General features: G+C 41.8%; 25 protein-coding genes. 11 read left to right on the top strand and 14 right to left on the bottom strand.

Going from position 1 to position 24,922, the window contains the following annotated elements:
* The first annotated feature begins 28 nt into the window (after positions 1 to 28).
* The 4 genes from LU276_RS06280 (at position 29) to rpmA (ending at position 2,638) form a co-directional block, all read left to right on the top strand.
* Positions 29 to 1,162: a TPM domain-containing protein gene (locus LU276_RS06280; RefSeq protein WP_284674603.1), complete on the top strand. Its 1,134-nt coding sequence runs from the start codon at positions 29 to 31 to the stop codon at positions 1,160 to 1,162.
* A gap of 119 nt (positions 1,163 to 1,281) precedes the next feature.
* The gene (locus LU276_RS06275; RefSeq protein WP_284673016.1) at positions 1,282 to 1,800 is read left to right on the top strand and encodes a TPM domain-containing protein; all 519 of its coding nucleotides are present in this window, start codon (positions 1,282 to 1,284) and stop codon (positions 1,798 to 1,800) included.
* Between the two features lie 215 nt (positions 1,801 to 2,015).
* A complete protein-coding gene (rplU, locus tag LU276_RS06270; RefSeq protein WP_036366243.1) occupies positions 2,016 to 2,327 on the top strand; it encodes a 50S ribosomal protein L21 in 312 nt (103 codons plus the stop codon).
* Positions 2,328 to 2,380: 53 nt separating this feature from the next.
* A complete protein-coding gene (gene rpmA / locus LU276_RS06265; protein ID WP_003659274.1) occupies positions 2,381 to 2,638 on the top strand; it encodes a 50S ribosomal protein L27 in 258 nt (85 codons plus the stop codon).
* 170 nt (positions 2,639 to 2,808) lie between these two features.
* Here rpmA and LU276_RS06260 read toward each other — a convergent pair whose 3' ends face one another.
* The 3 genes from LU276_RS06260 to LU276_RS06250 form a co-directional block, all read right to left on the bottom strand.
* Positions 2,809 to 3,429 carry a DUF2057 family protein gene (locus LU276_RS06260; protein ID WP_284673015.1) on the bottom strand — a complete coding sequence of 207 codons (621 nt, stop codon included), beginning with the start codon at positions 3,427 to 3,429 and terminating at the stop codon, positions 2,809 to 2,811.
* A 52-nt stretch (positions 3,430 to 3,481) separates the two neighbouring features.
* The gene (locus LU276_RS06255) at positions 3,482 to 4,246 is read right to left on the bottom strand and encodes a DnaA ATPase domain-containing protein (protein ID WP_284673014.1); all 765 of its coding nucleotides are present in this window, start codon (positions 4,244 to 4,246) and stop codon (positions 3,482 to 3,484) included.
* Between the two features lie 158 nt (positions 4,247 to 4,404).
* A complete protein-coding gene (locus tag LU276_RS06250; RefSeq protein ID WP_284673013.1) occupies positions 4,405 to 5,502 on the bottom strand; it encodes an AI-2E family transporter in 1,098 nt (365 codons plus the stop codon).
* Positions 5,503 to 5,692: 190 nt separating this feature from the next.
* Here LU276_RS06250 and purM point away from each other — a divergent pair, with 190 nt between their 5' ends.
* A complete protein-coding gene (gene purM / locus LU276_RS06245) occupies positions 5,693 to 6,736 on the top strand; it encodes a phosphoribosylformylglycinamidine cyclo-ligase (protein ID WP_284673012.1) in 1,044 nt (347 codons plus the stop codon).
* Between the two features lie 96 nt (positions 6,737 to 6,832).
* Positions 6,833 to 7,480, top strand: a complete 648-nt coding sequence (gene purN / locus LU276_RS06240) for a phosphoribosylglycinamide formyltransferase (protein WP_284673011.1) — start codon at positions 6,833 to 6,835, stop codon at positions 7,478 to 7,480.
* Positions 7,481 to 7,558: 78 nt separating this feature from the next.
* Here the strand turns inward: purN and fdx are convergent, their stop codons facing one another.
* The 8 genes from fdx to LU276_RS06200 all read right to left on the bottom strand — a co-directional run bounded on the left by fdx (position 7,559) and on the right by LU276_RS06200 (position 14,246).
* Positions 7,559 to 7,897 (bottom strand): ISC system 2Fe-2S type ferredoxin, encoded by a 339-nt coding sequence (fdx, locus tag LU276_RS06235; protein WP_284673010.1) that lies wholly within the window; start codon positions 7,895 to 7,897, stop codon positions 7,559 to 7,561.
* A 68-nt stretch (positions 7,898 to 7,965) separates the two neighbouring features.
* Positions 7,966 to 9,822 carry a Fe-S protein assembly chaperone HscA gene (gene hscA, locus LU276_RS06230; protein WP_284673009.1) on the bottom strand — a complete coding sequence of 619 codons (1,857 nt, stop codon included), beginning with the start codon at positions 9,820 to 9,822 and terminating at the stop codon, positions 7,966 to 7,968.
* Between the two features lie 157 nt (positions 9,823 to 9,979).
* Positions 9,980 to 10,495: a Fe-S protein assembly co-chaperone HscB gene (gene hscB / locus LU276_RS06225; protein WP_284673008.1), complete on the bottom strand. Its 516-nt coding sequence runs from the start codon at positions 10,493 to 10,495 to the stop codon at positions 9,980 to 9,982.
* Positions 10,496 to 10,497: 2 nt separating this feature from the next.
* Positions 10,498 to 10,818: an iron-sulfur cluster assembly protein IscA gene (iscA, locus tag LU276_RS06220; protein ID WP_284673007.1), complete on the bottom strand. Its 321-nt coding sequence runs from the start codon at positions 10,816 to 10,818 to the stop codon at positions 10,498 to 10,500.
* Between the two features lie 46 nt (positions 10,819 to 10,864).
* Positions 10,865 to 11,248, bottom strand: coding sequence for a Fe-S cluster assembly scaffold IscU (gene iscU, locus LU276_RS06215; protein ID WP_284673006.1), 384 nt, complete (start codon positions 11,246 to 11,248; stop codon positions 10,865 to 10,867).
* Between the two features lie 288 nt (positions 11,249 to 11,536).
* Positions 11,537 to 12,760, bottom strand: a complete 1,224-nt coding sequence (locus LU276_RS06210) for an IscS subfamily cysteine desulfurase (protein ID WP_284673005.1) — start codon at positions 12,758 to 12,760, stop codon at positions 11,537 to 11,539.
* Complete coding sequence (locus LU276_RS06205; RefSeq protein WP_284673004.1) at positions 12,757 to 13,287, bottom strand: Rrf2 family transcriptional regulator; 531 nt, start codon at positions 13,285 to 13,287, stop codon at positions 12,757 to 12,759. Before LU276_RS06205 ends, LU276_RS06210 begins: the two co-directional genes overlap by 4 nt.
* A gap of 278 nt (positions 13,288 to 13,565) precedes the next feature.
* Positions 13,566 to 14,246, bottom strand: coding sequence for a hypothetical protein (locus tag LU276_RS06200; RefSeq protein WP_284673003.1), 681 nt, complete (start codon positions 14,244 to 14,246; stop codon positions 13,566 to 13,568).
* A gap of 544 nt (positions 14,247 to 14,790) precedes the next feature.
* On the opposite strand from LU276_RS06200, the gene LU276_RS06195 reads away from it, so the two are divergent.
* Both LU276_RS06195 and LU276_RS06190 read left to right on the top strand, forming a co-directional pair.
* Complete coding sequence (locus LU276_RS06195; protein WP_284673002.1) at positions 14,791 to 15,063, top strand: HU family DNA-binding protein; 273 nt, start codon at positions 14,791 to 14,793, stop codon at positions 15,061 to 15,063.
* A 200-nt stretch (positions 15,064 to 15,263) separates the two neighbouring features.
* Positions 15,264 to 17,108 (top strand): peptidylprolyl isomerase, encoded by a 1,845-nt coding sequence (locus tag LU276_RS06190; RefSeq protein ID WP_284673001.1) that lies wholly within the window; start codon positions 15,264 to 15,266, stop codon positions 17,106 to 17,108.
* Positions 17,109 to 17,311: 203 nt separating this feature from the next.
* Here the strand turns inward: LU276_RS06190 and LU276_RS06185 are convergent, their stop codons facing one another.
* The 3 genes from LU276_RS06185 to LU276_RS06175 form a co-directional block, all read right to left on the bottom strand.
* A complete protein-coding gene (locus LU276_RS06185) occupies positions 17,312 to 18,520 on the bottom strand; it encodes an alpha-hydroxy acid oxidase (RefSeq protein WP_284673000.1) in 1,209 nt (402 codons plus the stop codon).
* 236 nt (positions 18,521 to 18,756) lie between these two features.
* A complete protein-coding gene (locus LU276_RS06180) occupies positions 18,757 to 20,514 on the bottom strand; it encodes an L-lactate permease (RefSeq protein WP_284672999.1) in 1,758 nt (585 codons plus the stop codon).
* A gap of 438 nt (positions 20,515 to 20,952) precedes the next feature.
* Positions 20,953 to 21,333, bottom strand: a complete 381-nt coding sequence (locus LU276_RS06175; RefSeq protein ID WP_284672998.1) for a hypothetical protein — start codon at positions 21,331 to 21,333, stop codon at positions 20,953 to 20,955.
* Between the two features lie 96 nt (positions 21,334 to 21,429).
* Between LU276_RS06175 and mtgA the strand changes: the two genes are divergently transcribed.
* From mtgA to LU276_RS06160, 3 genes are all read left to right on the top strand, one after another.
* Positions 21,430 to 22,104 (top strand): monofunctional biosynthetic peptidoglycan transglycosylase, encoded by a 675-nt coding sequence (gene mtgA, locus LU276_RS06170; protein ID WP_284672997.1) that lies wholly within the window; start codon positions 21,430 to 21,432, stop codon positions 22,102 to 22,104.
* Positions 22,105 to 22,288: 184 nt separating this feature from the next.
* Positions 22,289 to 24,424, top strand: a complete 2,136-nt coding sequence (ppk1, locus tag LU276_RS06165; protein WP_284674602.1) for a polyphosphate kinase 1 — start codon at positions 22,289 to 22,291, stop codon at positions 24,422 to 24,424.
* Positions 24,421 to 24,876 carry a YchJ family protein gene (locus tag LU276_RS06160; RefSeq protein ID WP_284672996.1) on the top strand — a complete coding sequence of 152 codons (456 nt, stop codon included), beginning with the start codon at positions 24,421 to 24,423 and terminating at the stop codon, positions 24,874 to 24,876. Before ppk1 ends, LU276_RS06160 begins: the two co-directional genes overlap by 4 nt.
* Positions 24,877 to 24,922: the final 46 nt, after the last annotated feature.

Raw genomic sequence — 24,922 nt, 5'->3', positions numbered from 1 at the left:
GGTTGTTATGCCAAAAAAAGGTGGGCTGATGGCTCTGATTCATACAAACACTTGGCTTATGCCTTTGGTGCTTAGTATGGCTATGTCATCACAGGTATTCGCTTCATCTGTAGCGACAACACCAACTGTTAGTACAGAAGATGAGTTGGTAGCAACCGCCATTGTTTCCAATCGCAATCAAGCAGTAGCAGGCGTGCTAAAAGATACGACAGGTGCAGCGTTGTCGCCTTTGAGTGATTCTGTCAAAGACCTTGTTCGTCAAAATCAAACAGGTCAAAATGACAACCAAATCACCCAAGCACAATCAGCTACTAATGAGATGCCCACCATCTCAAATGCACCCAATGTAACGCATGATAAACTTATCTTAAATGAGCCTGTGGTTGATGTTGCTCATATTTTATCGCCTGATGAAAAAGCACACCTAAGTAAGCAGTTACGCACATTATACAATGACAATTTGGCACAGGCGGCATTGGTTATTGTGCCTAGTACGCAAGGCATGCCTATTTTTGATTATGCGATGGCAGTGGCTGACCGTTGGCAACTTGGCAAAAAAGACACTGATGAGGGACTGCTTATCGTGGTTGCCATCAATGACCGCAATTTGTATATTTTAACAGGTTATGGTCTTGAGGGTGTATTGCCTGATGCTGTCATTAAACGCATGATTCGTGATGATGTTACGCCATATTTTAAAATGGGTCAGTATGCTCAAGGTTTGTCAGTCGTCATTGATGGTATTAGTGAGAGGCTGCGTGCCGATCCAGAGACAATCAAGCGAGCTGATGAAGCGTTAGGGAGTGCTTCTGATTCCTATGGAGATGAAAGTATCTCATTGATGGCGTTGCTCATATTTGGAATTTGGTTTGGGCTATTTTTAACTTCTATTTTGGGAAGGTTTTTGGGAGCAACTTTAACTGCAGGGGGCATCGGTTTTTTTGGCTTTATGCTGGGTGCAGGATTCATGTCAATTCCCATTGCCTTTGTTGTTTGGTTGTGTTTGTTGCTATTTAGATCTGGTTCTGGTCGTGGTGGCTCAGGCGGCGGTTCTATTATTTTACCGACTGGTGGCGGTTTTGGCGGTGGCGGATTTGGTTCAGGTGGTTTTGGCGGCTCAGGCGGTGGTTTTGGCGGCGGTGGTGCTGGTGGCTCTTGGTAGGTTGATGTTGTTTGACCTTTGGTGCTAGACTTAAGACTGATTGACAATTCTACTTGTTGGCGTCATCATTGCATTAAATGATTTGTATTTGGTAGAGATTAAAAAAGATGGTAAGTTAGATGCAGTATATTCATTCAATCAAAAGTTTATCTCGGCTTTGGCGACAGCTAAGTTTTGTTCCAATTTTGCATAATCGATGGTTAACTGATGAGCTGAAAGTCAGGCTTGCCCAAGCCATTACTCATGCCGAATCTGGGCATCGTGGTGAGATTTATTTGGTGATTGAAAACCACCTACCTATTAGTCAGGCTTATCGGGTGGATTGTCGTGAGCGTGCATTGGGGTTATTTGGTACACACCGAGTATGGGATACCGCTGAGAACACAGGTGTGATGATTTATGTTAATATCTGTGAACATAATCTTGAGATCATCGCCGATAGGGGGATTGATGATTGTGTGGGTGAAACAGTATGGACAAACCTTACTCAGACCGCCTTGCAATCTTGTCAATCAGGCGACTTCGCCACTGCTTTAATGACTTTGATCGCTCAAATTGGCGAACTGTTACGCCGGTATTATCCTGGCGATGATATCAGTGGTAATGAGCTTGATAATGAAGTGGTGTTTTTAAAATAAATCATTATTATAAAGATGGAGAAATAATAAAACCGGCATGGTTAATATGTTTTAAGATGGATTTACTCAAAAATTTTTATATTTATGTGTTAATTTTATTGTATTTTAAATGAATTTTTGATAAAATACCGTTTCATTTTTATGTCCTAGTCGTGTTCGTTATCAAGTGCCACCAAGGGGTGGTCACGACACACAGGTTTTTATGGAGAATGTAGATGTACGCAGTAATCAAAAGTGGTGGTAAACAACACCGTGTTAGCGTTGGCGAGACTCTGAAAGTTGAGCTATTAAAAGCTGAAAAAGGCGAAACGCTAAAGATTGAAGATGTACTAATGGTTGTGAATGGTGCTGACATTAAAATTGGTCAGCCAGTTGTTGCTGGTGCCAGCGTTGAAGCAGAAGTGGTTGAGCATGGTCGTGGCAAAAAGGTGCGTATCGTTAAGCACCGTCGCCGTAAGCACTACCACAAAGAGCAAGGTCATCGTCAGTGGTTTACCGAGCTAAAAATCAAAGCAATCAACGCTTAATTACCATCATTGATGACTTTAGATTCTAAAGCATCCACATAGGAGATATTCTCATGGCACACAAAAAAGCCGCAGGTTCTACTCGTAACGGTCGTGATTCTAACCCAAAAATGCTTGGTGTAAAAGTATTTGGTGGTCAAGATGTTGTTGCAGGCAACATCATCGTTCGCCAGCGTGGCACCGAATTTCACGCAGGTGAAGGTGTAGGTATGGGTCGTGATCACACTTTATTCGCTCTAACTGAAGGCGTTGTAAAGTTTGAGACCAAAGGTCAATTTAACCGCCGTTATGTATCAGTATTAGCAAAATAATCTAATACCAACCATAACCAAAAACCATCACAAATTTTGTGATGGTTTTTTATTTTGTGAGTTTTTGTTTCTATGCCATCTTGTTATTAAGCCTGTATTTACTGGTAATCAATACCTATAAAAAAGCAAACCTAATGATAGGCTTGCTTAAAAACGATGAAATTACGAAGTTACTTACCAATCCATTGACGGATTTTTTCACGCTCTTCTTCACTAGAGTTTAGCCAAAGTTGCATAAAGCTATCTAGATTTTCCTTGTTGCTAGAGTGTTGTGTGGTAGGGGTCTCTAATGCAGAGATGGCTTTTTGATTGGATATTATTGCACTGTTGCCACGACCAAATATACCACCGATGCTTTGGGTGATGGAGCTTAATATGCCTGTGCGTTCTTCTGCGATGCTTTCTTGAGAGAGTACTTGACCATTTTGTACGATGGCAAGCGTTGGGGATTTGATGAATTCTTTGGCGGCGGTATAGTTGTTTGGCTGATTTGGCATGATTAACTGATAGCTTTGCTTATCTTGTAAGTTGCCAACGACACTGATATTGCCAGATTTTAGATAGTCATGGTCGCCACGAGTTAGGTCAAATAGACGATCATAGCGAGCAGTGATGACATGACGACCCGCTTGTAAGGTGAATTCACGCTTTAAGGGCTGTAGGACGCTGTGGTGAATTTCTTGCCCATTGATGGCAGTAACTTTAATGTTGTCATCAACCAATAGATGCACCTCAGCATAAGCAGAGCTTGCTAATAAGGCAGTGATGATGCCTGCGGTCAAAATTTTCATAAAACATCCTTAAAAAATTAACCTCTTTTATGAAATATCTTAAATAAAAGGGTTATGAAGTGGTTTGTTTGTGTTCTGAGATTTCAAGCAAGAAGGTCTCTTTGTTGATGATTGTCTTTGCCTCATCAATGGTCTTTTTTGGCACTTGAATGCGAGATAAATGTGTTAATAAGGGTGAAATCTCATCTAAAACTTGGATCATGTCGCCGGCATTGCGTGGACCATTGGTGAGCATATAGTCAAATATTTGCTCAGGAAGTTTCCAATGCTTTCGTTTCAGTACCGAGCTTAATAGTGCTTGCCTGTCTTCAATATTCTCGTTGGTTGGCAGTCGAAAGGTTGGTGCTAAAGATAGGCGAGTAACCAAATCTAATAGTCCAATCTCAAGCTCTCTGGCAGGAGCGGTTGCCAAAAAGACCATCTGTTTGTTTTGTTCACGGATGCGATTGATGAGATGAAAGAGTCCTTCTTGCCATTCACGACTGCGATGAATAAAGTGTAAATCATCAATGATGACCAAATCAAACATCTCAAGCCCAACCAACGCACTGGCATTCTCATCGGCATCAATGATATCACCTAAGGCAAGTGTGATGGCGGTTTTTTTGTAGGTCTGAGTGTAGTTGCGATAAATGGCGGCAGCAAGATGTGTTTTGCCAAAGCCATAATCACCGATGATAAAAATTTCTCTTAGGTTGCCAAGTCCTAATTTTCGTATGGCATTGAGCACAGGGGTGAATCCCTGACTACTAAAATCAGATAGGCTAGCGTCCTGTTTGACATCTAGGTTCAGTGAAGGTTGCGTCAAATCATTCATCAATTAAAAATACCCATCAATGTGCGTTGTTATTGTTTATACCCTATGTGGCTGTTTGCTATCGAACAGCTTTTTGATGTGTCTATATATAGCACATTTTTAGAAAAAATGCCAAGCGGATTTACTACTTTTTATTTTAAACTATGGTAATTGTTGTTTTACCATAGTTTAGATTGCTTATATCCTAAATACCAGTTGCTTTGTAGGTATGCAGCATAAGCATGGCGGAATAATACATTGATAAGTGCGGATACAGGCAGGGCAATGAGCATACCGATAAAGCCAAAGAGAGATGCTCCTGCCAGCACTGAGAAAATCACCCACAGTGCCGATAATCCGATTTTATTCCCCAGTAACAGTGGTTGTAAGACATAACCTTCCAAAATTTGTCCAATGCCAAAAGCACCAACAATCAATAATAGGTATTTCCAGTCAAGACCAAACTGAAAAAATCCTGCAATCAGTGTAGCAATAATACCAACACCAAAGCCTAAATAGGGTACAAAACTGGCAATACCTGCACCAATACCAATGATAAGTCCTAGCTCTAGACCAATCAGCTCAAGCTGTATGGCATAAATTGCCCCAAGTAGAATCATGACGCTAAATTGTCCTTTGGCAAAATTCATGAGTGCTTCATCACAGTCTTTGACGATGGCGGTGATTTTGTGTTCATAATCACGGGGAATGGCGGTTTGCCAAGTTTGTAGTCGCTCGTGCCAATTGGCTAAAAAGTAAAAAGTCAAAATCGGAATCATGATGATGAGTCCTAGATTGTTGGCGACATTCATGCCTGAGCTTAATACTCGTTTAATGACTACTTGTGCATCAGAGAATTGATAATTTGTTTGAACAAAGTTACTTAGTTCACTAGAGATTACCTCAAGGTCTATTTTTAAGAGCTTATTGGAAGTAAATTGACCCAACCAAGGTCTAACAACTTCATTATACCATTTCAATGAAGCGGGTAGAGACTCCCATATCAACTGAAGCTGTGCCCATAACAAAGGAGCAAGCCAAATCATTAAAGCAGTGAGTAAGACAATAATGGATAAGTACACTGCCATGATGGATGGGATTCTGGGCAAAAACCGATTGAAGATATTGACTAAAGGGTTTAAAAAATACGCCAAGATAAATGCTGCCAAAAATGGTGCAATGACAATTCTCATCAAATATAAAGCATAAAGAAGTAGGCATAGAGCAGCTGTAATGAATAAGCGGCGAAAAAATGGATCGATGGTACGGTGCATCATAAGAATATTTTGGTTTATTTAACAGTGGATATATGATAAACAAAAATAATAGATAAATACATACGGTTTTTGAAATTATTTTGAAAAAGTTTATATTTTTTAGGGGTGGTGTTTTTTGCAAGGTTTTTGGTGGAAATTTTTGGTATAATGGGGTATATTTAACAACTTCTCAACTTCAAAGGAAAGAGACATGACCGAACAAATTTCACTTAGCTATAAAGATGCAGGCGTAGATATTGATGCAGGCGAGATGTTGGTACAACGCATCAAATCTGTAGCTAAAGCGACTTCACGCTCTGAGGTTGTTGGTGGTTTGGGTGGTTTTGGTGCGTTGTGCCGTATTCCACAGGGTTACAAATCACCACTTTTGGTGTCAGGGACGGACGGTGTAGGCACAAAATTAAAGTTAGCACTTGACCTAAATCGTCATAATACTATTGGTCAAGATTTGGTGGCGATGTGTGTCAATGACCTACTGGTGTGCGGTGCAGAGCCATTGTTTTTCTTGGATTATTATGCCACAGGCAAGCTAAATGTTGATACAGCAGAAGCGGTCATTAAGGGCATTGGCGATGGCTGTAAGTTGTCAAATTGTGCCCTAATTGGCGGTGAGACTGCCGAGATGCCTGGTATGTATCAAGATGAAGATTATGACTTGGCGGGTTTTTGTGTGGGTGTGGTTGAGGAGTCTGAGGTCATTACAGGTGAGTATGTGCAGTCAGGCGATGTGCTGATTGCTTTAGCATCTAGTGGTGTACATTCTAATGGTTATTCTCTTGTGCGTAAAGTCATTGAGGTAACGGGCGTTGATGTTGAAAATGAGCGGGTTGGCGATGTGTCGTTAGCAAGTGCCTTGATGGAGCCGACTCGTATTTATGTCAAGTCAGTGAATGCTTTGCAAAAGTCATTAGGCAACACCAATATTCACGCCATGGCACATATCACAGGTGGTGGCCTGACAGAGAACCTACCCCGTGTTTTGCCAGAGAGTTTGTCGGCTAGAATAGATACGAATAGCTGGCAGTTACCAGCAGTATTTGCATGGCTACAAAAGGGCGGTAATATTGATATGCTTGAGATGTATCGTACCTTTAACTGCGGTGTTGGCTTTATTTTGGTTGTTCCACAAAAGAAAGCGAATGAAGCATTAAAATTTCTACAAGCTCAAGGAGAAGATGCTTGGGTTATTGGTGATATTGTCTCTCGTGAGCGTGATGCGGTGGTGTATGCCTAATAATTAAAACCGTCAATTATTTGGCGGTTTTATTTTATATTTGCTAAAAATATTCAAAGAGACTGTATAGGGTCGTATAAAAACAGGGTACAACAGATGAAAACCTTAAAAATCGCCGTCTTGGTATCAGGTAATGGCTCTAATCTACAAGTTGTGATTGATGCCATGCAAGCAGGTTGTTTGCCGATTGAGATTGTTGGTGTGATTAGTAATGTGGCAGATGCTTATGCGATTACTCGTGCCAAAAATGCCAACATTCGTACCGCTGTGTTATCACACACAGCTAATGGCAAAAAAATGGGCATTAAAACCTTTGAGAAGCACGCTTTGGAGCTACTAGGTGAATGGTCTCCTGATTTGGTGTTGCTTGCAGGGTTCATGCGAGTGTTGTCAGCGGAATTTATTGATGGCGTGTCATGTCCAATGATTAATCTACACCCATCGCTACTACCCAATTATAAAGGCTTGGATACGCACAAAAGGGTGCTAAAGTCTGGCGATGTTGTGCATGGCTGTAGCGTGCATATGGTAACAACTGAGCTTGATGCAGGACAGGTGCTAACGCAGGCGGTGCTGTTTGTGTCGCCATCAGATACGATAGAATCTTTAAGGTTGCGTGTACAAAAATTAGAGCATTATGTTTTGCCTTTGACGATTGAGTTGATTGTTAAAGACTTGATAGGGCTTGGCAATGTAGGTGCTGTAAGCAGTTTGCCATTGCCATTTAAGTTTTATTTGGACTGATAAAGATGAATAAAAAAAACCCAGCCAGATTTTGGTTGGGTTCTTATTGATGACTGCCAAGTTTGGGCGGGTATCGCCTTAATGGTTTTCTTTAGCGTGATTGAGTGTGTATTTTGGGATTTCAATGGTAAGATTCTCATTGGCGATGATACACTGACAAGACAGGCGTGAATTTGGTTCAAGCCCCCATGCTCTGTCAAGCAAATCGCCTTCAATATCATCCATCTCTTCTAGGCTGTCAAAGCCCTGACGAACGACCACATGACAAGTGGTGCATGCTTTTGACATATCACAGGCGTGTTCAATTTTGATGCCATTTTTGTGCAGACCTTCGCATAGGTTTTCACCTTCGTTTAGTTCAACAGTAGCACCTTCTGGGCAGATTTCATGATGGGGTAGGACGGTTACGGTTACCATAAATTCTCTCAATTTGTGTTGATTTTTTAAATGTATTAAATTTTTAAACACCAGTTTAAATTAACCCATTACCAATCGGCTGTATTTGTGCCTTTTAGAGCGGATTTGATGTTTTGATCCATGATGATGGCAGCCAGATTATCACTGAGTGGTTTTAGGTTGGCGTTAGCGGTATCAATGGCTTTTTTGTCATCGCCATTGATGGCGTCTTTAAGTGCTTGCATGGCAGATAGCAGGCAAGATTTTTCATCATCTGTCATCAAGCTAGAAAACTCAGTCAATGCTGAATCCAATGCAATCAGCTCACGCTCTGCTTCAACTTTTGCTTCAATTAGCATACGCAGGCGTTTATCTTCGTTGGCATACAAGAATCCTGCTTGTAGTAGCTGTTCTTGTTGTTCAACACTAAGTCCATAGCTTGGGCTGACCTGAATCTGGCTGCGTGCCCCTGTCGTGGTCTCTTGGGCAGAGACGGTTAGTTGCCCATTGGCGTCAATCTGAAAACTGACTTCAATGCGTGCATGACCTGCTTTCATGGGTGGAATGCCGTGTAGCTCAAAGCGTGCCAAAGTGCGACAGTCTGCAACTGTTTCTCGCTCGCCTTGTACAACATGAACGACCATGCCTGTCTGACCGTCTTGATGTGTGGTGAATACCTGACGGCGTGCCACAGGAATTGGCGTATTTCTTGGGATAATAACTTCGGTCAAACCACCCATCGTTTCAAGTCCTAAGGACAGCGGTGTGACATCAAGCAGTAGTAGATTGTCTTCTTTTTTATTGATGAGTTGATCAGCGACACGAGCTGCACCCAGTGCCACGACTTCATCAGGGTTTAGTGTGCATAGGGGTTTTTTATGAAAGAATGCTTGGACGGCATCTTGAATGATTGGCATTCTGGTTGAACCGCCCACCAGTATTACCTCACAAACTTCTGACGGTTGGATCTTGGCATCTTGTAACACTTGTTGGCAAATTTGCAGTGTGCGTCGTGTAACAGGTTCTATGATTTGAACCAAAGTGTTGTTATTTAACATACTCTGAAATGGTGTGCCTGCGATCTCAATATCCACCATGGTGGCATGATTATTACTCAAGGCTTGCTTATAAGTTTTAGCCAATCTGGCAAGGCGAGCTTTTTCTTGACTGCTGATTTGAGCAGGGTCAAGATTGGCTGTTTTGATAAAATAGTTGGCAATCAGTCGGTCTATATCATCACCGCCTAAAGCACTATTACCACCTGTCGCCAAGACTTCAAACACACCATCAGACAATCTTAAAATGGATACATCAAAAGTACCACCGCCTAAGTCATATACTAAGTAGATGCCCTCTGATGTACTCTTATCCAAACCATAAGCGATGGCAGCAGCGGTAGGTTCGTTCAATAGGCGAAGCACGGTCAAGCCTGCAGCGGTTGCAGCATCTTTAGTGGCGGCACGCTGAGCATCATCAAAATATGCTGGCACGGTAATGACTGCCCCTGCAATGCTGTCAGGTGGCAATGTGGCTTCAGCATGGCGTTTTAGGTGTGATAAGATGTGTGCTGATGTTTCCACAGGAGACTTTTCACCTTGTGCGGTAACAAAAGCAGGCATGGTGTGTTTATTGCCAGACAGTGTGTAAGGGTGGGAAAACTTAATATCTGCCTTGCTACGACCCATGAACCGTTTGGCGGAGATGATGGTATTTTTATCGTCATCATAAGTTAAGGCGGTCAGTCCAACCACAGGGCGTGGAGATTTGTCGCCATAGTACACGACTGATGGTAAAAGTGGCGTATCGCCAAAACGCAACACATCGGCTTTGCCAGAACGCACCACACCAATCAACGAATGGGTTGTGCCTAGATCAATTCCCAGTGCATAACGGTGTTGATGGGGGTTTTTGGATTGGTTGGGTTCGCTGATTTGCAATAAAGACATGATATCTCTTAAAAGCTGGCTAATTTGCCCAAAAATAGGCATAAATAAACAAGGTGGCTGACTTTTAGATGACCAATTTGTATCCGATGATCAAGCACCACAATAAAATAGTTGTTGTCGCACCGATTGTAACTTTAGTATGATGTGGACAAGCGTATTATACATACAAATCACCATCATCGGTATGTGTATTTAGACTTTGGGTGAGTTTATGTTGCACATCAGTCGCTAATTTTTCTAAGAATTGAATTTTTTGTACGGTATTTTGTGCATTTTGCCAATCGTGTGCTTGATAGCATTGACTAAACTGTGTATTGTATTGCACCTTTTGATTATTGATTGTGTCAAGTAGATTTTGGATTTCACTACTGCTTTGTAGATCGTCTAGTGCCATGCGAAATTCCATCATCTCATCTAAAAACTCCCAATCGTTAATGGAGGCGTTTAGATTACACTCTATACCTGAAAGGCTAAGTAGATGTGCAGCTCGCTTATCATCATGATACAAGGTGTCATAGGCGTGATTGATTAAGGAAGCCAGCTTTGTGTCTTGACCTGTTTGGTCAGGGTGATATTGCTTTTGTAGAGATAGCAGCCCTTGTTTTAGGTTGTTCTTATCAATATCAAAGCTAATTGGCAACCCAAATAAAACAAAAAAGTTATTGGTATCCATGATCACACCGTGAAAGATTCACCACAACCGCATTCACCTGTTTGGTTAGGGTTGATGAATTTAAAACCAGAATTTAGACCTTCGGTCACATAGTCCATCTGCAAGCCATTTAAATACACCAAACTTTTTTGATCCACAAAGATGCTCACGCCATCATTATCAAATCGTTGGTCAGTATCGTTTGGCTCATCAACAAACTCAAGCACATAGGCAAGACCCGAGCAACCGGCCGTTCGTACACCCACACGAATACCTTGACCACTTCCACGATTTTCTAAAAAATCTTTGACATGCTTGGTCGCTCGTTCGGTTAGTGTAATCATAACTTCTCCTGTGTGCTTGTTGTATCACAATGATTATAGTGATGTATTAGGCGTTGGATTTTGATTGATAATCTTCAATCGCTGCCTTGATGGCGTCTTCTGCCAATACAGAGCAGTGTACTTTTACAGGTGGTAATGCCAATTCTTCAGCAATGTCTTTATTTTTGATGGCGGCGGCTTCAGTTAGGTTTTTACCTTTTAGCCATTCGGTAACAAGCGAGCTTGATGCAATCGCAGAACCACAACCATAGGTTTTGAATTTGGCATCGGTAATGATACCATCATCGCCTACTTGGATTTGTAGACGCATCACATCACCACACGCAGGTGCACCCACCATACCTGTGCCAACATTTTTGGCGTTTTTGTCAAGATTGCCTACATTGCGAGGGTTTTCGTAATGGTCAATGACTTTGTCTGAATATGCCATAGTTTTCTCTCTTTGTTGCTAGCAAATAATTTGCTTGGCTTAAATAAAAAAAGTTGGTCTTTATCTTTAGCTAATCAGCGGTTGGATAGATGTTGCCATGCTGATCAATATAAAATCGGTTTGGTTAAATCATTTTTATATAGTGCTTAATACATTAACATGGGCTTTTGTACTAAGATAGATAGTGTTCATTTGCCAATACAACATTAGCAAATGAACATATCATTATCAATATAACCAATATTTGTTGCTTGTGGGCTAATGACCCACAGAATTTAACAAGTTAAATCAATGTTCTTGCCACTCTACCTTGCTAAAATCCACGCCTTCTTTAAACATATCCCATAGTGGCGATAGTTCACGCAGTTTGTTTACTGCATCAGTGATTTGAGCCAGTACACGGTCGATGTCTTCATCGGTAGTATAGCGACCAAAACTAAAGCGAATGCTTGAGTGTGCTAATTCATCAGGGCGACCGATGGCACGAAGGACATAAGATGGCTCAAGTGTGGCAGAGGTACAAGCAGAACCTGATGATACTGCCAAATCTTTTAGGCTCATCATCAAAGATTCGCCTTCGATAAAGTTGAAGCTAACATTTAAAATGTTTGGAATGCCATGCTCAAAGCTACCATTTAAATAAGTCTCTTCAATGCCTTGTAAGCCATTCCACAACTTATCTCTTAGGCGTGTGATGTGTGCAAGATCTTCATCAAATCGCTTGGCAGACAAGGCAAATGCTTCACCCATGCCGACAATTTGATGAGTTGCCAGTGTGCCAGAACGCATGCCACGCTCATGACCGCCGCCGTGCTGTTCGGCTTTAATACGCACACGAGGCTTACGACCGACATACAAGGCACCAATGCCTTTTGGTCCATAAATCTTATGACCGCTAAAACTCATCAAATCTACTTTTAATTCAGCCAGATTGATTTTAATTTTACCGACTGCTTGTGCACCATCAACATGGAAAAGTATGCCTTTTTCACGAGTGATTCCACCAATGGCTGCGATATCAGTAACGGTGCCAAGCTCGTTATTTACTGCCATAAGGCTTACCAAGATGGTGTCTTCACGGATGGCATCAGCGACTTGTTCGGGCGTGATGATGCCTGTGCTTTCTTGTGGAGTTAGGTAGGTGATTTCAAAACCTTCTTGTTCTAGCTGGCGACAAGTGTCCAAAATGGCTTTATGCTCAATTTGACTGGTAATGATGTGTTTACCCTGAGTGTGGTAGAAGTGTGCCACGCCTTTTAAAGCTAGGTTGTCTGACTCGGTCGCACCGCTGGTAAAAACGATTTCACGAGGGTCTGCACCTACAGTTTCGGCAATCTGTAGGCGAGCGTTTTCAACTGCTTCTTCAGCCTGCCAACCAAAGCCGTGCGAGCGACTGGCAGGGTTGCCAAATATGCCATCAAAGGTCATGTATTTGACCATCTTGTCAGCCACTTCTTGTGCAATTGGTGTGGTGGCAGCGTAATCTAAATAAATTAAGGAATTTTGGCTCATACTGGTTTTACCCCAAGTAAGTTAATGGTATTAATTTGTTGGTCTTTTTTGTCACTTTTAATGCTTTGAACTTTATGTTCTTGGCGTTTGTGTTCTTGACGATCGGCGATATTTTGCGTATTTTTTGAGTGTAGTAAATCAGCAAGAGTTACTTGGCTCAAATAAGCTTCGATATGGGCAGATAGGTTGTGCCACAAATCATGTGTTAAGCACATGGCACCATCTTGACAATCACCTTTACCCCCACATTGCATGGCATTCACGCTTTCATCGACTGCGGTGATGATACTCATGACATCAATTTCATTCAAGGGTTTGGCAAGGTGGTAACCGCCTGATGCACCACGAGTGCTATTTACTAAGCCTTTTTTGCGTAGCTTTGAAAATAGTTGCTCGAGATAAGAAATTGAGATGGATTGGCGTTTTGCGATGTCGGACAAAGAAATGGCACCTTGATGGCGATTTTCTTGTACTGCCAAATCAAGTAGGGCGGTAACTGCATATCTGCCGCGTGTGGTTAAGCGCATAAAAATACCTAAGAATGCCTAGTTCGCAAAATGAACATCAGTTATAAAATTTTTGCTTATTATAATAATTCCGAGTAAATAGGTCAAGATTATTTTATAAACTTTGTTGTTGTTATTTTTAAATCCTACGATTTAAAAAATCAATCAAAATAGAATTGAAGCGAATGATGATAGATGATAAAACATTGCTCCAATTCTATTTAAAATATTGAAACTTGCCCGATGACAAACGCAACGCAACATAACTCATGGATGATGAATGAAACGATGGCATAAAATCATACAAAAAAGTGAGAAATTAGGGCGACTATGGCAATTAAACTTGCGACAATAAAGCCTGTAAAGGTACTTTTTTGTTTGGTTTTGGCTTCGCCCAGTTGAGTGCTGAGTCTGGCATTTTGGGTAGTTAGCTCATTGATTTTTTGGGATTGTTCGGTGATTTTGTTTTTTAATTCATCTAGTTTTTCAGCTTTTTGCTCAGGCGCTGGCTTTTCTGCCTTTTTGGTTTTCCGAAGCAAATGATCAATGACGCCACCGATACCAAGTTGTACTAAAAATTCTTTGAATTGAGCCACTTGAATGGCATCGCCACGAATTTGTAGCTTATCTACAGTGTGAATGCTGTGATTGGTCAGAATATGGGCAAGCTGAAAGCTGTAGGCATTAACAGTAATGTTCGCCGATTCTTTATGGGCGGGCAGTTCGCTGTCCAATAGTACACCATGATGGCTAAAAGAAGCGTATATCTGCACATGGGGAAGGTAGGTGCGTATTGATACCAACACTTCTTCTTGTGCTAGTGGATATGTGAGTTGGCGTAATTTTGGGTTTAGTCTTAGCATGAGTGTGATGGCGGATTCTAAAAATACAAGTAAAACATTAAGTAAGCCATGTGAGATAGTACCTGTATTTTTTTGTTGACTGGGGGTGCTGCGTTGCGAATGATTGATTTCTGCCATAAATCTATCCTAAGTTAATTTAAAAATTAAGATTGTGGTGCTGACGAATGCGATTTAACCCTATTGATGATTGGTGTGATTGATGCACTTCGTCTATGGACCTAATTGATGTGATTGTATCCTAAAATCATTAAAAACACAAAATCAATACTAAAAAACGCACAATCTTGTGGGCTTGTGTTGAATTTAAGGTTGTTTTGGGTAAAATTTTGACCGTGTTACATAAAATTATGTAAATTATCTTGCATATTGAGCCAAGTATTGTTATAAATGGTAAGTAATGTTTGTGCTAACAAACAACGAAATGTGCGTATATTGACTATAACTTGTGGGTATTTTGAGTGATTTTTTGCAAAATTTCTCACAATTTTGTAAAATTTTGAGAAATTTTGCATTTATCTACTTGTAAATGCTTGTTGATAGTCATACAATGCACACATCAACAATCGCCCTATACTAAGAGCATGACAATTAACAGGCTTGAAGTATTTTTAGGCGCTGTGATTGAATCATTTTTATTAACTCAACACATGAGGAACTTGATATGAATAAGTCAGAATTGATAGATGCGATCGCAAGTGAAGCAGGTCTAACTAAAGATCAAGCCACTAAAGCACTAAATGCTTTTACTGCAAGCGTACAAGGTGCTCTTGAGCGTGGTGATGATGTGGTGTTGGTTGGTTTTGGTACTTTTAGTGTGAAAGAGCGTGCCGCTCGCACTGGACGCAACCCAAAAACTGGTGAAACATTACAAATTGCTGCCAGCAAAGTACCAGGATTTAAAGCAGGCAAGGGTCTAAAAGACGCAGTGAACTAATTTACCTTGCTTAGCTAGACGATTGGCTTGGCCAATCAAAACACCCTTTGTTCAGCAAAGGGTGTTTTTTGTGCAGGTATTGGTGAGTATTGTGAATATTTGGCAAAATTTTGCAAAACATTTTGAGTATTTTTGTGATTTAGCGTATTATAGTAAGGTTCTAGTTTTTTAATCAAAATTTAATCGGTAAGTGAAATTTTATGGATAAATTGCGTGATTTTCTACACGGCTGGCCTGGTCGCATCACGATGGGTCTAATCATGCTACCAATGGTGTTTCTAGGCGTGCAGGGCATGAATGGCGGGACACACATTGGGACAAATGAGTTGGTAAAGGCAGGCGATAGCACTATTGATGTGAGCGTGTATCAATCTGAGCTAAATAACTACCGCCAACAGCTTTTACAAAACAATGACGCAAGCATGATTAACGAGCGTGCAATGGCAGATGAGGTGCTAGATGATCTCATTAATCGTGTGTTACTCCAAAACCAAACACAAGTGCTTGGTATGTCGGTGTCCGATGAGGTCATCAGCCAGATGATAGCCCAAGATGAGAGCTTTTGGCAAGATGGTAGATTTTCTAATGAGTTATTCGCTCAATTTTTAGATTATAGCGGATTGACTAAAGATGAGTTGTTCGCTAGATTTCGCACACAGCTTAGCATAAGACAACTAACCGCAAGCATATTAGGTACGGCGATTTATCCTACTTCTCAAGTGGGTCGCCTGCTTGATTTGCAACTTGAGGCTCGTGAGGTTTGGGTGCATCGTTTTGCTTGGCAGGATTATGCCGACCAAGTAAGCGTTTCTCAATCTCAAATCGAAGCATACTTTAATGAACATAAAGAGTCTTTGATACGCCCAGAATCGGTGGATTTGGCCTATATTGAGCTGACGATGGATGAGTTAAAAGTTGATGCACCGACCGAAGAGGAGATTGTGTCTCAATTTGCAAATTATCTACAAAAAAATGGCTTGAGTGATGGTCGTGAACTATCACAAATTCTACTATCAGGTTCAGATGCCAAAGCTAAAGCTAACGAGATTAGGGCAAAACTTGATAAGGGTGAGTCATTTGAGGTGCTTGCTAAGCAATATTCTGATGATCCAAGTGGTGAGTCAGGTGGCTATATCGGTAAATACAACCCTTCGGTATTTGGTAATGACGCTGGCAAGGTTAATGCTGCTTTAGTGGGGCTAAAAGTCGGTGGGGTGAGTCAACCTGTACAGACGAGTTTTGGTTACCAGATTTTTAAGGTGGTTAAAGCGGGCAGTATCACAGTTGATGGTGTGCGTGATGAGCTTGTGCAGATGGCACTAAAGCAAAAGCGTGAAGCAGCTTATCATGAGTTGATCACCAAGATTAACAACATGGCAAATGATGCCATGGGCATCAGTGATATCGCTGCTACAGTTTCATTGCCTGCCAAATCTATTAAATCTTATCCAAAAAATAATAATACCACCGAATTATCACAGCCTGTGGTGATTGATACCGCATTTGATGATTTTAATATTCAAGATCAAGCAGTGAGTGCAAATATCACTTTGGGTGATACCAAGACTGTCTGGGTGCAATCAACCAATCACCAAGAGGCTAGACCTTTAACATTGCCAGAAGCAACGCCACAGATTAAAGAGTTGCTTCACAAAAAAGCAGCGACCGAACTGGCATTGGCAGCTGCCAGTAAATTGGCGGAGCAGGCTAAAGTCTCTGGTGTTCAGTCACTGATGACATCTGGGGCAAATTTTGGTATCGCTACTCGCCAAAGCCCCAATCTTAGTATCCAAGAACGAGCCAGTTTATTTATTCATAAATCGGGTAAAAATGACATTTGGTCAGTGCAGACTGAGCAGGGTGCAAGTGTCATCATTGGTGGACCTGTTAGCAACCAAGCCGTAGAACAGATTTCGGCAGTGGAGCGTATGCAGGCAGCGATGATAATTCGTGATAATATTGGTGATGACCAGTGGTCTGACTATTTGCATTATCTAAAAGACAATACGAAAGTTACTGTCAATCGTAGTGTCTTGGATAGATGATGGCAAGGTTTTGGTATGCTTACGAAATCTGCAAAACCTTAGTCATAAAACAGCCCTTAATTGAAGGGCTGTTTTATTGGGTGGTGAGATTAGTGAACTGCCATTCATTTAAAAGCCACCATGATATCCGTTTGGTAGTTTGTTGTGTAATTGATGGCAATAAAAAAGACCTTATATTAATAAGGTCTTTTTTATTGGTTGGGTTACCAGCGAATTGGTGTGATGTGAGGGTTGGAGGCTTTTAAGTTCTCATAAGTACCCTTGACAAAGATGTCTTCATTCACGGTGTTGATGTTGGTATGACCACAGAACGCCATTGTGATGTCGCATTCTTTATAGATGATTTCCAGAGCTCGGCGGACACCATCTTCGCCATATGCCCCCAAACCATACAAGAATGAACGACCAATCATTGTGCCTTTTGCTCCCAATGCAATGGCTTTTAGTACATCTTGACCTGAGCGGATACCGCTATCTAGCCATACTTCACAAGCACTGTTCTCGGCTTGTACTGCTTGTACGCAGTCGGCTAGGGTAGAGATGGAGCTAGGTGCACCGTCTAGCTGACGACCACCGTGGTTGGAGATGACCATTGCGTCTGCTCCTGACTTAGCCGCCAAGATGGCATCTTCTGGTTCCATAATGCCCTTGATGATGAGTGGACCACCCCATAGCTCTTTGATGCGAGCGACATCATCCCAGTTTAGACTAGGGTCAAACTGCTCGGCTGTCCATGATGACAGGCTAGATAGGTCGCCTACACCTTCAGCATGACCTACAATGTTACGGAAGGTATGGCGTTTGGTGCCTAGCATATTAAAGCACCATTCAGGCTTAGTCATTAGGTTAAGAATGTTTTTTAGGGTTGGCTTGGGTGGGGCGGACAAGCCATTTTTGATGTCTTTATGGCGTTGACCTAGAACCTGTAAGTCTGCCGTTAGAATAAGCGCAGAGCATTTGGCTTCTTTAGCACGGCGAATAAGGTTTTCCATGAACTTTTTATCACGCATGACATACAGCTGAAACCAAAACGGCTTATTGGTATTTTCTGCCACATCTTCAATTGAACAGATGCTCATGGTGGAGAGTGAAAAAGGAATGCCGAACTTCTCAGCAGCACGAGCGGCATGAATCTCGCCATCTGCCCACATCATGCCTGTAAATCCTGTTGGAGCGATTGCTACAGGCATATGTACATCTTGTCCAATCATCTTTGTGGCAAGTGAACGACCTTCCATATCCACTAGCACACGCTGGCGTAGTTTGATACGGTCGAAGTCGGTTTCGTTATTGCGATAGGTGGTTTGTGTCCATGAACCAGAGTCTACATAGTCATAAAACATACGAGGGACTTTACGCTCAGCAATACGGCGTAGGTCTTCAATTTCGGTAATTTTGCTTAAATCAGCCATAATTATACCCTTAAAGAGTTGTTAAAAAGAGTTGCTAAAAATCGTGAATACAAAAATAATCAAATACCATTTATTTTACACCATTTTTCATTATTAACATATAGATAAATAAGCTACTATTATAAAAAGTGTTCAATAAGACATGAAAAATTGTGTTTTTCATTAACTTATTAACCAAAAAAGCACCCATTTAACAAATGGATGCTTTTTTAAAATAATACAACAAAAGGCAAGTCTTAAGCGGTCTTTTTCTTGTCTGTTAGGCTCATGGTGCCAAAGAACACCACAGGCCAGATAACCGCTCCAATCCACCAAATGGGGTTAAAGATGAATGCCATACCCACAAGACCTGCTTGGATGACATAATAAGTCATTGCAATGAGTGTTTTGCGAATAATAAAGCCTTCACGGTTTACCATGCCCACAACCGCACAGGCGGCAACAACATTGTGTACGCTAATCATATTACCAGCAGCACCGCCAACAGCTTGCAGAGCAACGACTTTGGCAGCTTCAATGGCGTTTAGGTCAATTTGGGCGGCAGTACTCCACTGGAAGTGAGAGAACATCATGTTTGAAACAGTGTTCGAACCTGCAATGAATGCACCAAGTGCTCCAATCCAAGGCGACACGATTGGCCACATTCCAGAAAATACATCAGCTGCACCGATTGCCAACACTCTTGGCATGGCAAGTATCGGCTGAGCAACATCGGCAGGCGTGCCAGAGTTGATGAATACTTGTACCATTGGAATGGAAAAGAGCAGGGCAGGAGCGGCTGCTAACATCGTCTTAAATGACGCACCCCAGCTTTTTTTCACCATATCGCCTTTCATGCCAAAGATGAAAATACATAAGATGGAGACAAGTAGCAGTGTTGTGCCTGGTGAATATAGAAGCTGAGTTTTGTTGGTGATGGAAGTGTCTAGAATATTACTAAAAGTGATTACAAGGTTTTCGTTCAACCATGCTTTTAGTGGCTTGATGGTGCGTGTGGCTATCAAGATGCCAATAACAAGTAGGTATGGCATGAAAGCACGCAACACAGAGTATTTGGCTTTTTCATTGACATCAATATTAGTGGCGGCAAGCGACCCTTTCCATTCTTCGTCCCATTGTTCATGAGTGCCAAAGTCAAAGGTGTTTTTTGGGGTTAAAAAGCCTGCTTTTGCCGCAGGAATGACAATCGCCATACCAACGATAGCACCAACTAATGATGGCAGTTCAGGACCGATGAATTTGGCGGTCAAGAAATAAGGAATGGTAAAGGCAAGACCGGCAAAAATAGCAAACGGTGCCGCCTCAAAACCTTGGCGGAAAGAACGCTTTTCACCAAAGAATTTGGTCAAGAAACAGCACAAAATGAGCGGAATTAAGAAGCCAATAACAGAGTGGATAAAGCCGACATTTGCACCGATTTGTACAATATAGTCGCCAAAGGCAATGCCTTTTTCAGCGATGGCAGTACCGACATCTTCTTTATTTTCAAGACCTGAATTAACACCGATTAGAATGGGTGTTCCGACTGCACCATAAGACACAGGCGTGGACTGAATGATGAGAATGGCCATCACGCACGCCATCGCAGGAAAACCGAGTGCCAGTAGTAGGGGTGCACCAACGGCTGATGGCGTACCCCAACCAGTTGAGCCTTCGATGAGTGAGCCAAACAACCAAGCAACGATAATCATCTGCACACGGCGATCAGGAGAGATACCCATAAAGCCTTGACGAATGGCGACAATGGCTTGGCTCTCTTTGATGGTGTTGAGCAACAAAATCGCCGAAAATACGATAAATAGTACATTGGCTGCGGTTAAAACACCATGAATGGTGGCAGCAGCAACTTGGTTACCACTGGTTTGCCACACAAAAAAAGATAAGGTTGCTGTTGCCAAATAAGCGACCGCCATAGCTATCTTGGCGGGTAGTCGCAAGACAACCAGCAGTACAAAAACAATGATGATTGGCAGCATTGCCAAAAAGGTATACATATCAAACACTCCATGTAACCAAAAAAAACATAAAAATTACAGCACTCTAAATACAAGCTTTAGGCTTAAAGGTATTGTTAGTACTAAATAAGCGATAACAAAGGGCTGATATAAAAAGATGACTGTGTAATTTTTATTATCTGTAGTAAAAAAAGAAAAGGTAAGATTGTTGTCAATCGATTGCTATTGTACTTACTTTTTGATTAAAAATAAATATTTTGTATGAAAATTTCTAAGTTTTTTTGCTAACAATATATGTTAATTGACACCCAAGTCATCAATAAAATTGGTAAACAGGGGTGCTTTTGTAAAAGTTTTAGGAAAATCTAGGTTTTGGTGGTTGTCTTTAAATCTTAAATGGGCAGTGATTGATGATTTTTTTTGAGAAAAAGGTTGTTTATTGATTGAATGTTAGCTGTTGGTTTGGGTTGTTATTGCTTATGGTATGGGTAGGCTTGCGATGTCCATCACTCCAAAAGGGTAGCATAAAAGGCGTGTGGGTGTCATCAGTATGGGAATCATCATGCCTAACACTTCAAATGCTTTATGATTTGGGTTGGTTATGTTTGCTAAGTCAAGCACCTGTAAGGTCGGTAATGCCCTAACTTGATTGGCATAATGATATAGGCGATGGGTATCATCGCACAGATGACAGCCGTCTGTGCCAAGTAAATACCATGTGGCATCTACATTGGTAATATCAAAGAGAGCTAGTAGCTGTTGACGAAATTGTTGATATTCATTGATGTTGACACTGTTTAGGGCAAATCGGTTGTGTGCAAGGTGGTTTAATTGCTTGATAAAATTGTCATTATTCATAAAGAATTCATACAGAAAAAAGTCAAAAATGGTGTAAAATAACGATGGTGTGGGTAAAAATCACAGCTGTCATTATAACTTAAAAAGGCTGATAAGGTGTTAAAGAAAATCATTCGTTGGGCGTTTGTATTGGTTCTTGCTATTTTTCTTGGCTTTCATGCTATGGTGGCAGTTTTACTGGGTGCAGGTAAATTCATGCCTGTTACAGAATCGGCATTTATGATGGCACACCGTGTGGGTGGGGGCAGTGTTCAGCAAACTTGGGTGGATTATGACAATATCGCTAAGTCTGTTAAGCAGGCAGCCATCGTCAGCGAAGATGCTAGATTTAGCCAACATCATGGTTTTGACTTTGAGAGTATCGAACGAGCCATCAAGACGAACGAAGCACGAGGGGCGATTTCAATCGGTGGTTCAACCATCAGTCAGCAACTTGCCAAAAATCTGTTTTTGACATCGCATCGGTCATACATCAGAAAGGCGGAAGAGGCCATCATTGTGGTGATGATGGAGGGTATCTGGGATAAAAGGCGAATTTTGGAGGTGTATTTGAATGTGGTGGAGTTTGGTGATGGCATCTATGGCATTGAAGCGGCGGCACGGCATTATTATGGTAAATCTGCCAAACAGCTGAGTCGTGAGCAGGCGGCACTACTGATTAGTATGCTTCCTAATCCAAAATACTTTCAAAAAAACAACAATGCCAAACGACTGCGTAGCAAACAGCGAATTATACTAGCTCGCATGAACTCGGCAATACTGCCTAATTAGACTAAAATGACACAATTGGGCGTATCAATATACAGTCAAGATCATATTGTTGTAATGGGTCAATGAAGATTGGCATATCAGATAAAAACACTAAGATCAACAAAGTGAAAGATAGAACATGAAAACAAAAGCATCATCTGCTGAATACAGCATCGAACAGCAAGCAATGCAAAGTGTATTGGGTATGACTCCCCCGCCTGCACAGCTTACCGAGATTCAATCTCTTGTCAATGAGGTGGGTGGGTTTGCTCCTGAATGCTATATTAATCGTGATTTATCCACCCTAAGATTTCAGTTGAGGGTGTTGGCTCAGGCGGTGAACCCTCGCCACCCATTACTTGAACGAATGTTGTTTTTGACGATTTTTTCATCAAACATGGATGAGTTTTTTGAGATTCGTGTGGCAGGACTGCTACAAAAGATGAATAATGGAGATAAGTCAAGCAGTTTAGATGGTCGCAAGCCATCTGAGCTTTTGGCGGAGATTAGTCAGGTGGCTCATCGTGCAGTTGATGAGCAATATCGTATCTTAAATGAAGACATCCTTCCAGAGCTTGCTAAGTCTGATATTCGCTACCTTAAGCGTCATGAGCTGACAGATGCTCAAAAAGCATGGATGCGAGAATATTTTTTCAATCAAGTGCTGCCAGTGCTAACCCCAATTAGTATTGACCCTGCACACCCATTCCCCAGAGTGGTTAATAAGTCTTTAAACTTCATTGTCAGTCTAGAGGGCAAAGATGCCTTTGGTCGTGATATTAACCGTGCCATTGTGCCTGCCCCTCGCTCATTGCCTCGTGTGATTCGTCTGCCAGATGAATTAACAGGTGGTAAAGATCATCACATCATGCTGTCTGCCGTGATTCATGAACATGTGGGCGAGCTTTTTTTGGGCATGAAAGTAACTGGGTGTCATCAGTTCCGCTTAACTAGAAATGCTGATTTGGCGTTGTCTGATGATGTTGAAGACTTGGCGAAGGCACTAGAAGGCGAACTAGATAACCGCCGTTTTGGGCATAAAGTGCGTCTGGAGGTGACAACCAATTGCCCTAAAGAGATTTATGAATTCTTGCTTCAAGAGTTTGAGCTAGAAGAAAATCAATTATATCGAGTTAATGGACCTGTAAATTTAACTCGTATGCTGACAAGTTTTGATAAACCCGAACTTAAGTTCACACCGTTCGTACACACCGTTCCTAAGGCATTTCGTGGCATGGAGGCGGTGCGAGTTGCCAAAGATGATACATCAATGTTTAGCACCATCAAAAAACAAGATGTGTTGGTGCATCACCCATTTGAATCGTTCGTTCCGGTGGTCAATCTGCTTTGGCAAGCAGCAAACGATCCAAATGTACTTGCCATCAAGCAGACGATTTATCGTTCGGGTACAAACTCGGAGATTGTTCAAGCCTTAGCCGCTGCTGCCCGCAATGGCAAAGAGGTTACAGCTGTTATTGAGTTAAGAGCCCGTTTTGATGAAGCGAGTAACATTGCTGTTGCCAATATGCTTACCGATGCAGGGGCGGTGGTAGTATATGGCGTGGTTGGCTATAAGACTCACGCTAAGCTCATGCTGATTGTGCGTCGTGAGGGAGATAAAATCCGCCGTTACGCTCATCTAGGCACAGGTAACTATCATGCAGGCAATGCAAAGGCTTATACTGATTATGGGTTGTTTACCGCCAATAAGCAGATTTGTGAAGATGTGCATGGCGTATTTATTCAGCTGACAGGCATGGGCAGACCAATGCCTTCGCATCAGATTTTGCAGGCACCTTTTGCCCTGCATGATGGACTGATGCAAATGATAGATGATGAGATTCATCATGCTAAAAATGGCAAAAAAGGACGCATTATTATGAAATGCAACGCCATCACAGAACGCCAAATCATCAATAAACTCTATGAGGCGAGTGCTGCTGGTGTTGAGATTGATTTGATTGTACGGTCTATTTGTTGCTTGCGTCCCCAAGTGAAAGGCTTGTCTGAGAACATTAGGGTGCGTTCGGTGGTCGGAAGGTTCTTGGAGCATACCCGAGTGTATTATTTTGGTAATGATAAGGATGGTGATGGTAAAGAACGCCTGTTTTGTGCAAGTGCTGATTTGATGGATAGAAACCTGCTACACCGTGTGGAGGTGGCATTTCCTATCTTGAACGCTAAGTTGTTTAAACGCATTTATGAAGATGGGCTAATCAATTATCTCAATGACAATGTGCAGGCGTGGGAGCTTGATGGGCGTGGCGAGTGGAATCAGGTACATCATGCAGAGTGTATCCATGACGCACAGCAGTTACTTTTGGAGAAAATTTGTCTATGAGCTGTCCTTGTGGTGGTGGGCTGTATGATGAGTGCTGTAAACCCTTGCATGACGGCAGACCTGCTGATGATGCCAAGCAGCTCATGCAATCTCGGTATGCAGCATTGTATCTAAAAAATGTGGACTATATCATCAAGACGACCGCCCCCAATCAGCAGGGCTTGCTAGACAGGGCGGTGTTATTGGAGTGGGCAAATGAGATGAATTGGTTGGGTCTTGATATCATCAGCCATACCCCTAAAGTTGGTAAACGCCATGCCCAAGTGCATTTTTATGCTTATTTTGATAATGGGCAAGGTAAGCAAACTCATGATGAGCTATCCACCTTTGTGCAGATAGATGGTGCGTGGTATTTTCTTGATCCAACCGTGCCTATACCTACCAATAAGCAGCCTTGTTTGTATGGCAGCGGTAAAAAATTTAAGGCGTGTTGCGGTCAGTTTTTTAGATAATTTGCTTAAAAGTGAGATTTGTTGATGGGTTGTGGCGTTTTTCTTA

It is taken from the genome of Moraxella haemolytica, assembly GCF_030177935.1.
GTDB classification, from domain to species: Bacteria; Pseudomonadota; Gammaproteobacteria; order Pseudomonadales; family Moraxellaceae; genus Moraxella; species Moraxella haemolytica.
Note: the sequence above shows the minus strand (reverse complement) of the source record. Positions and strands in the feature narration are given on the sequence as shown.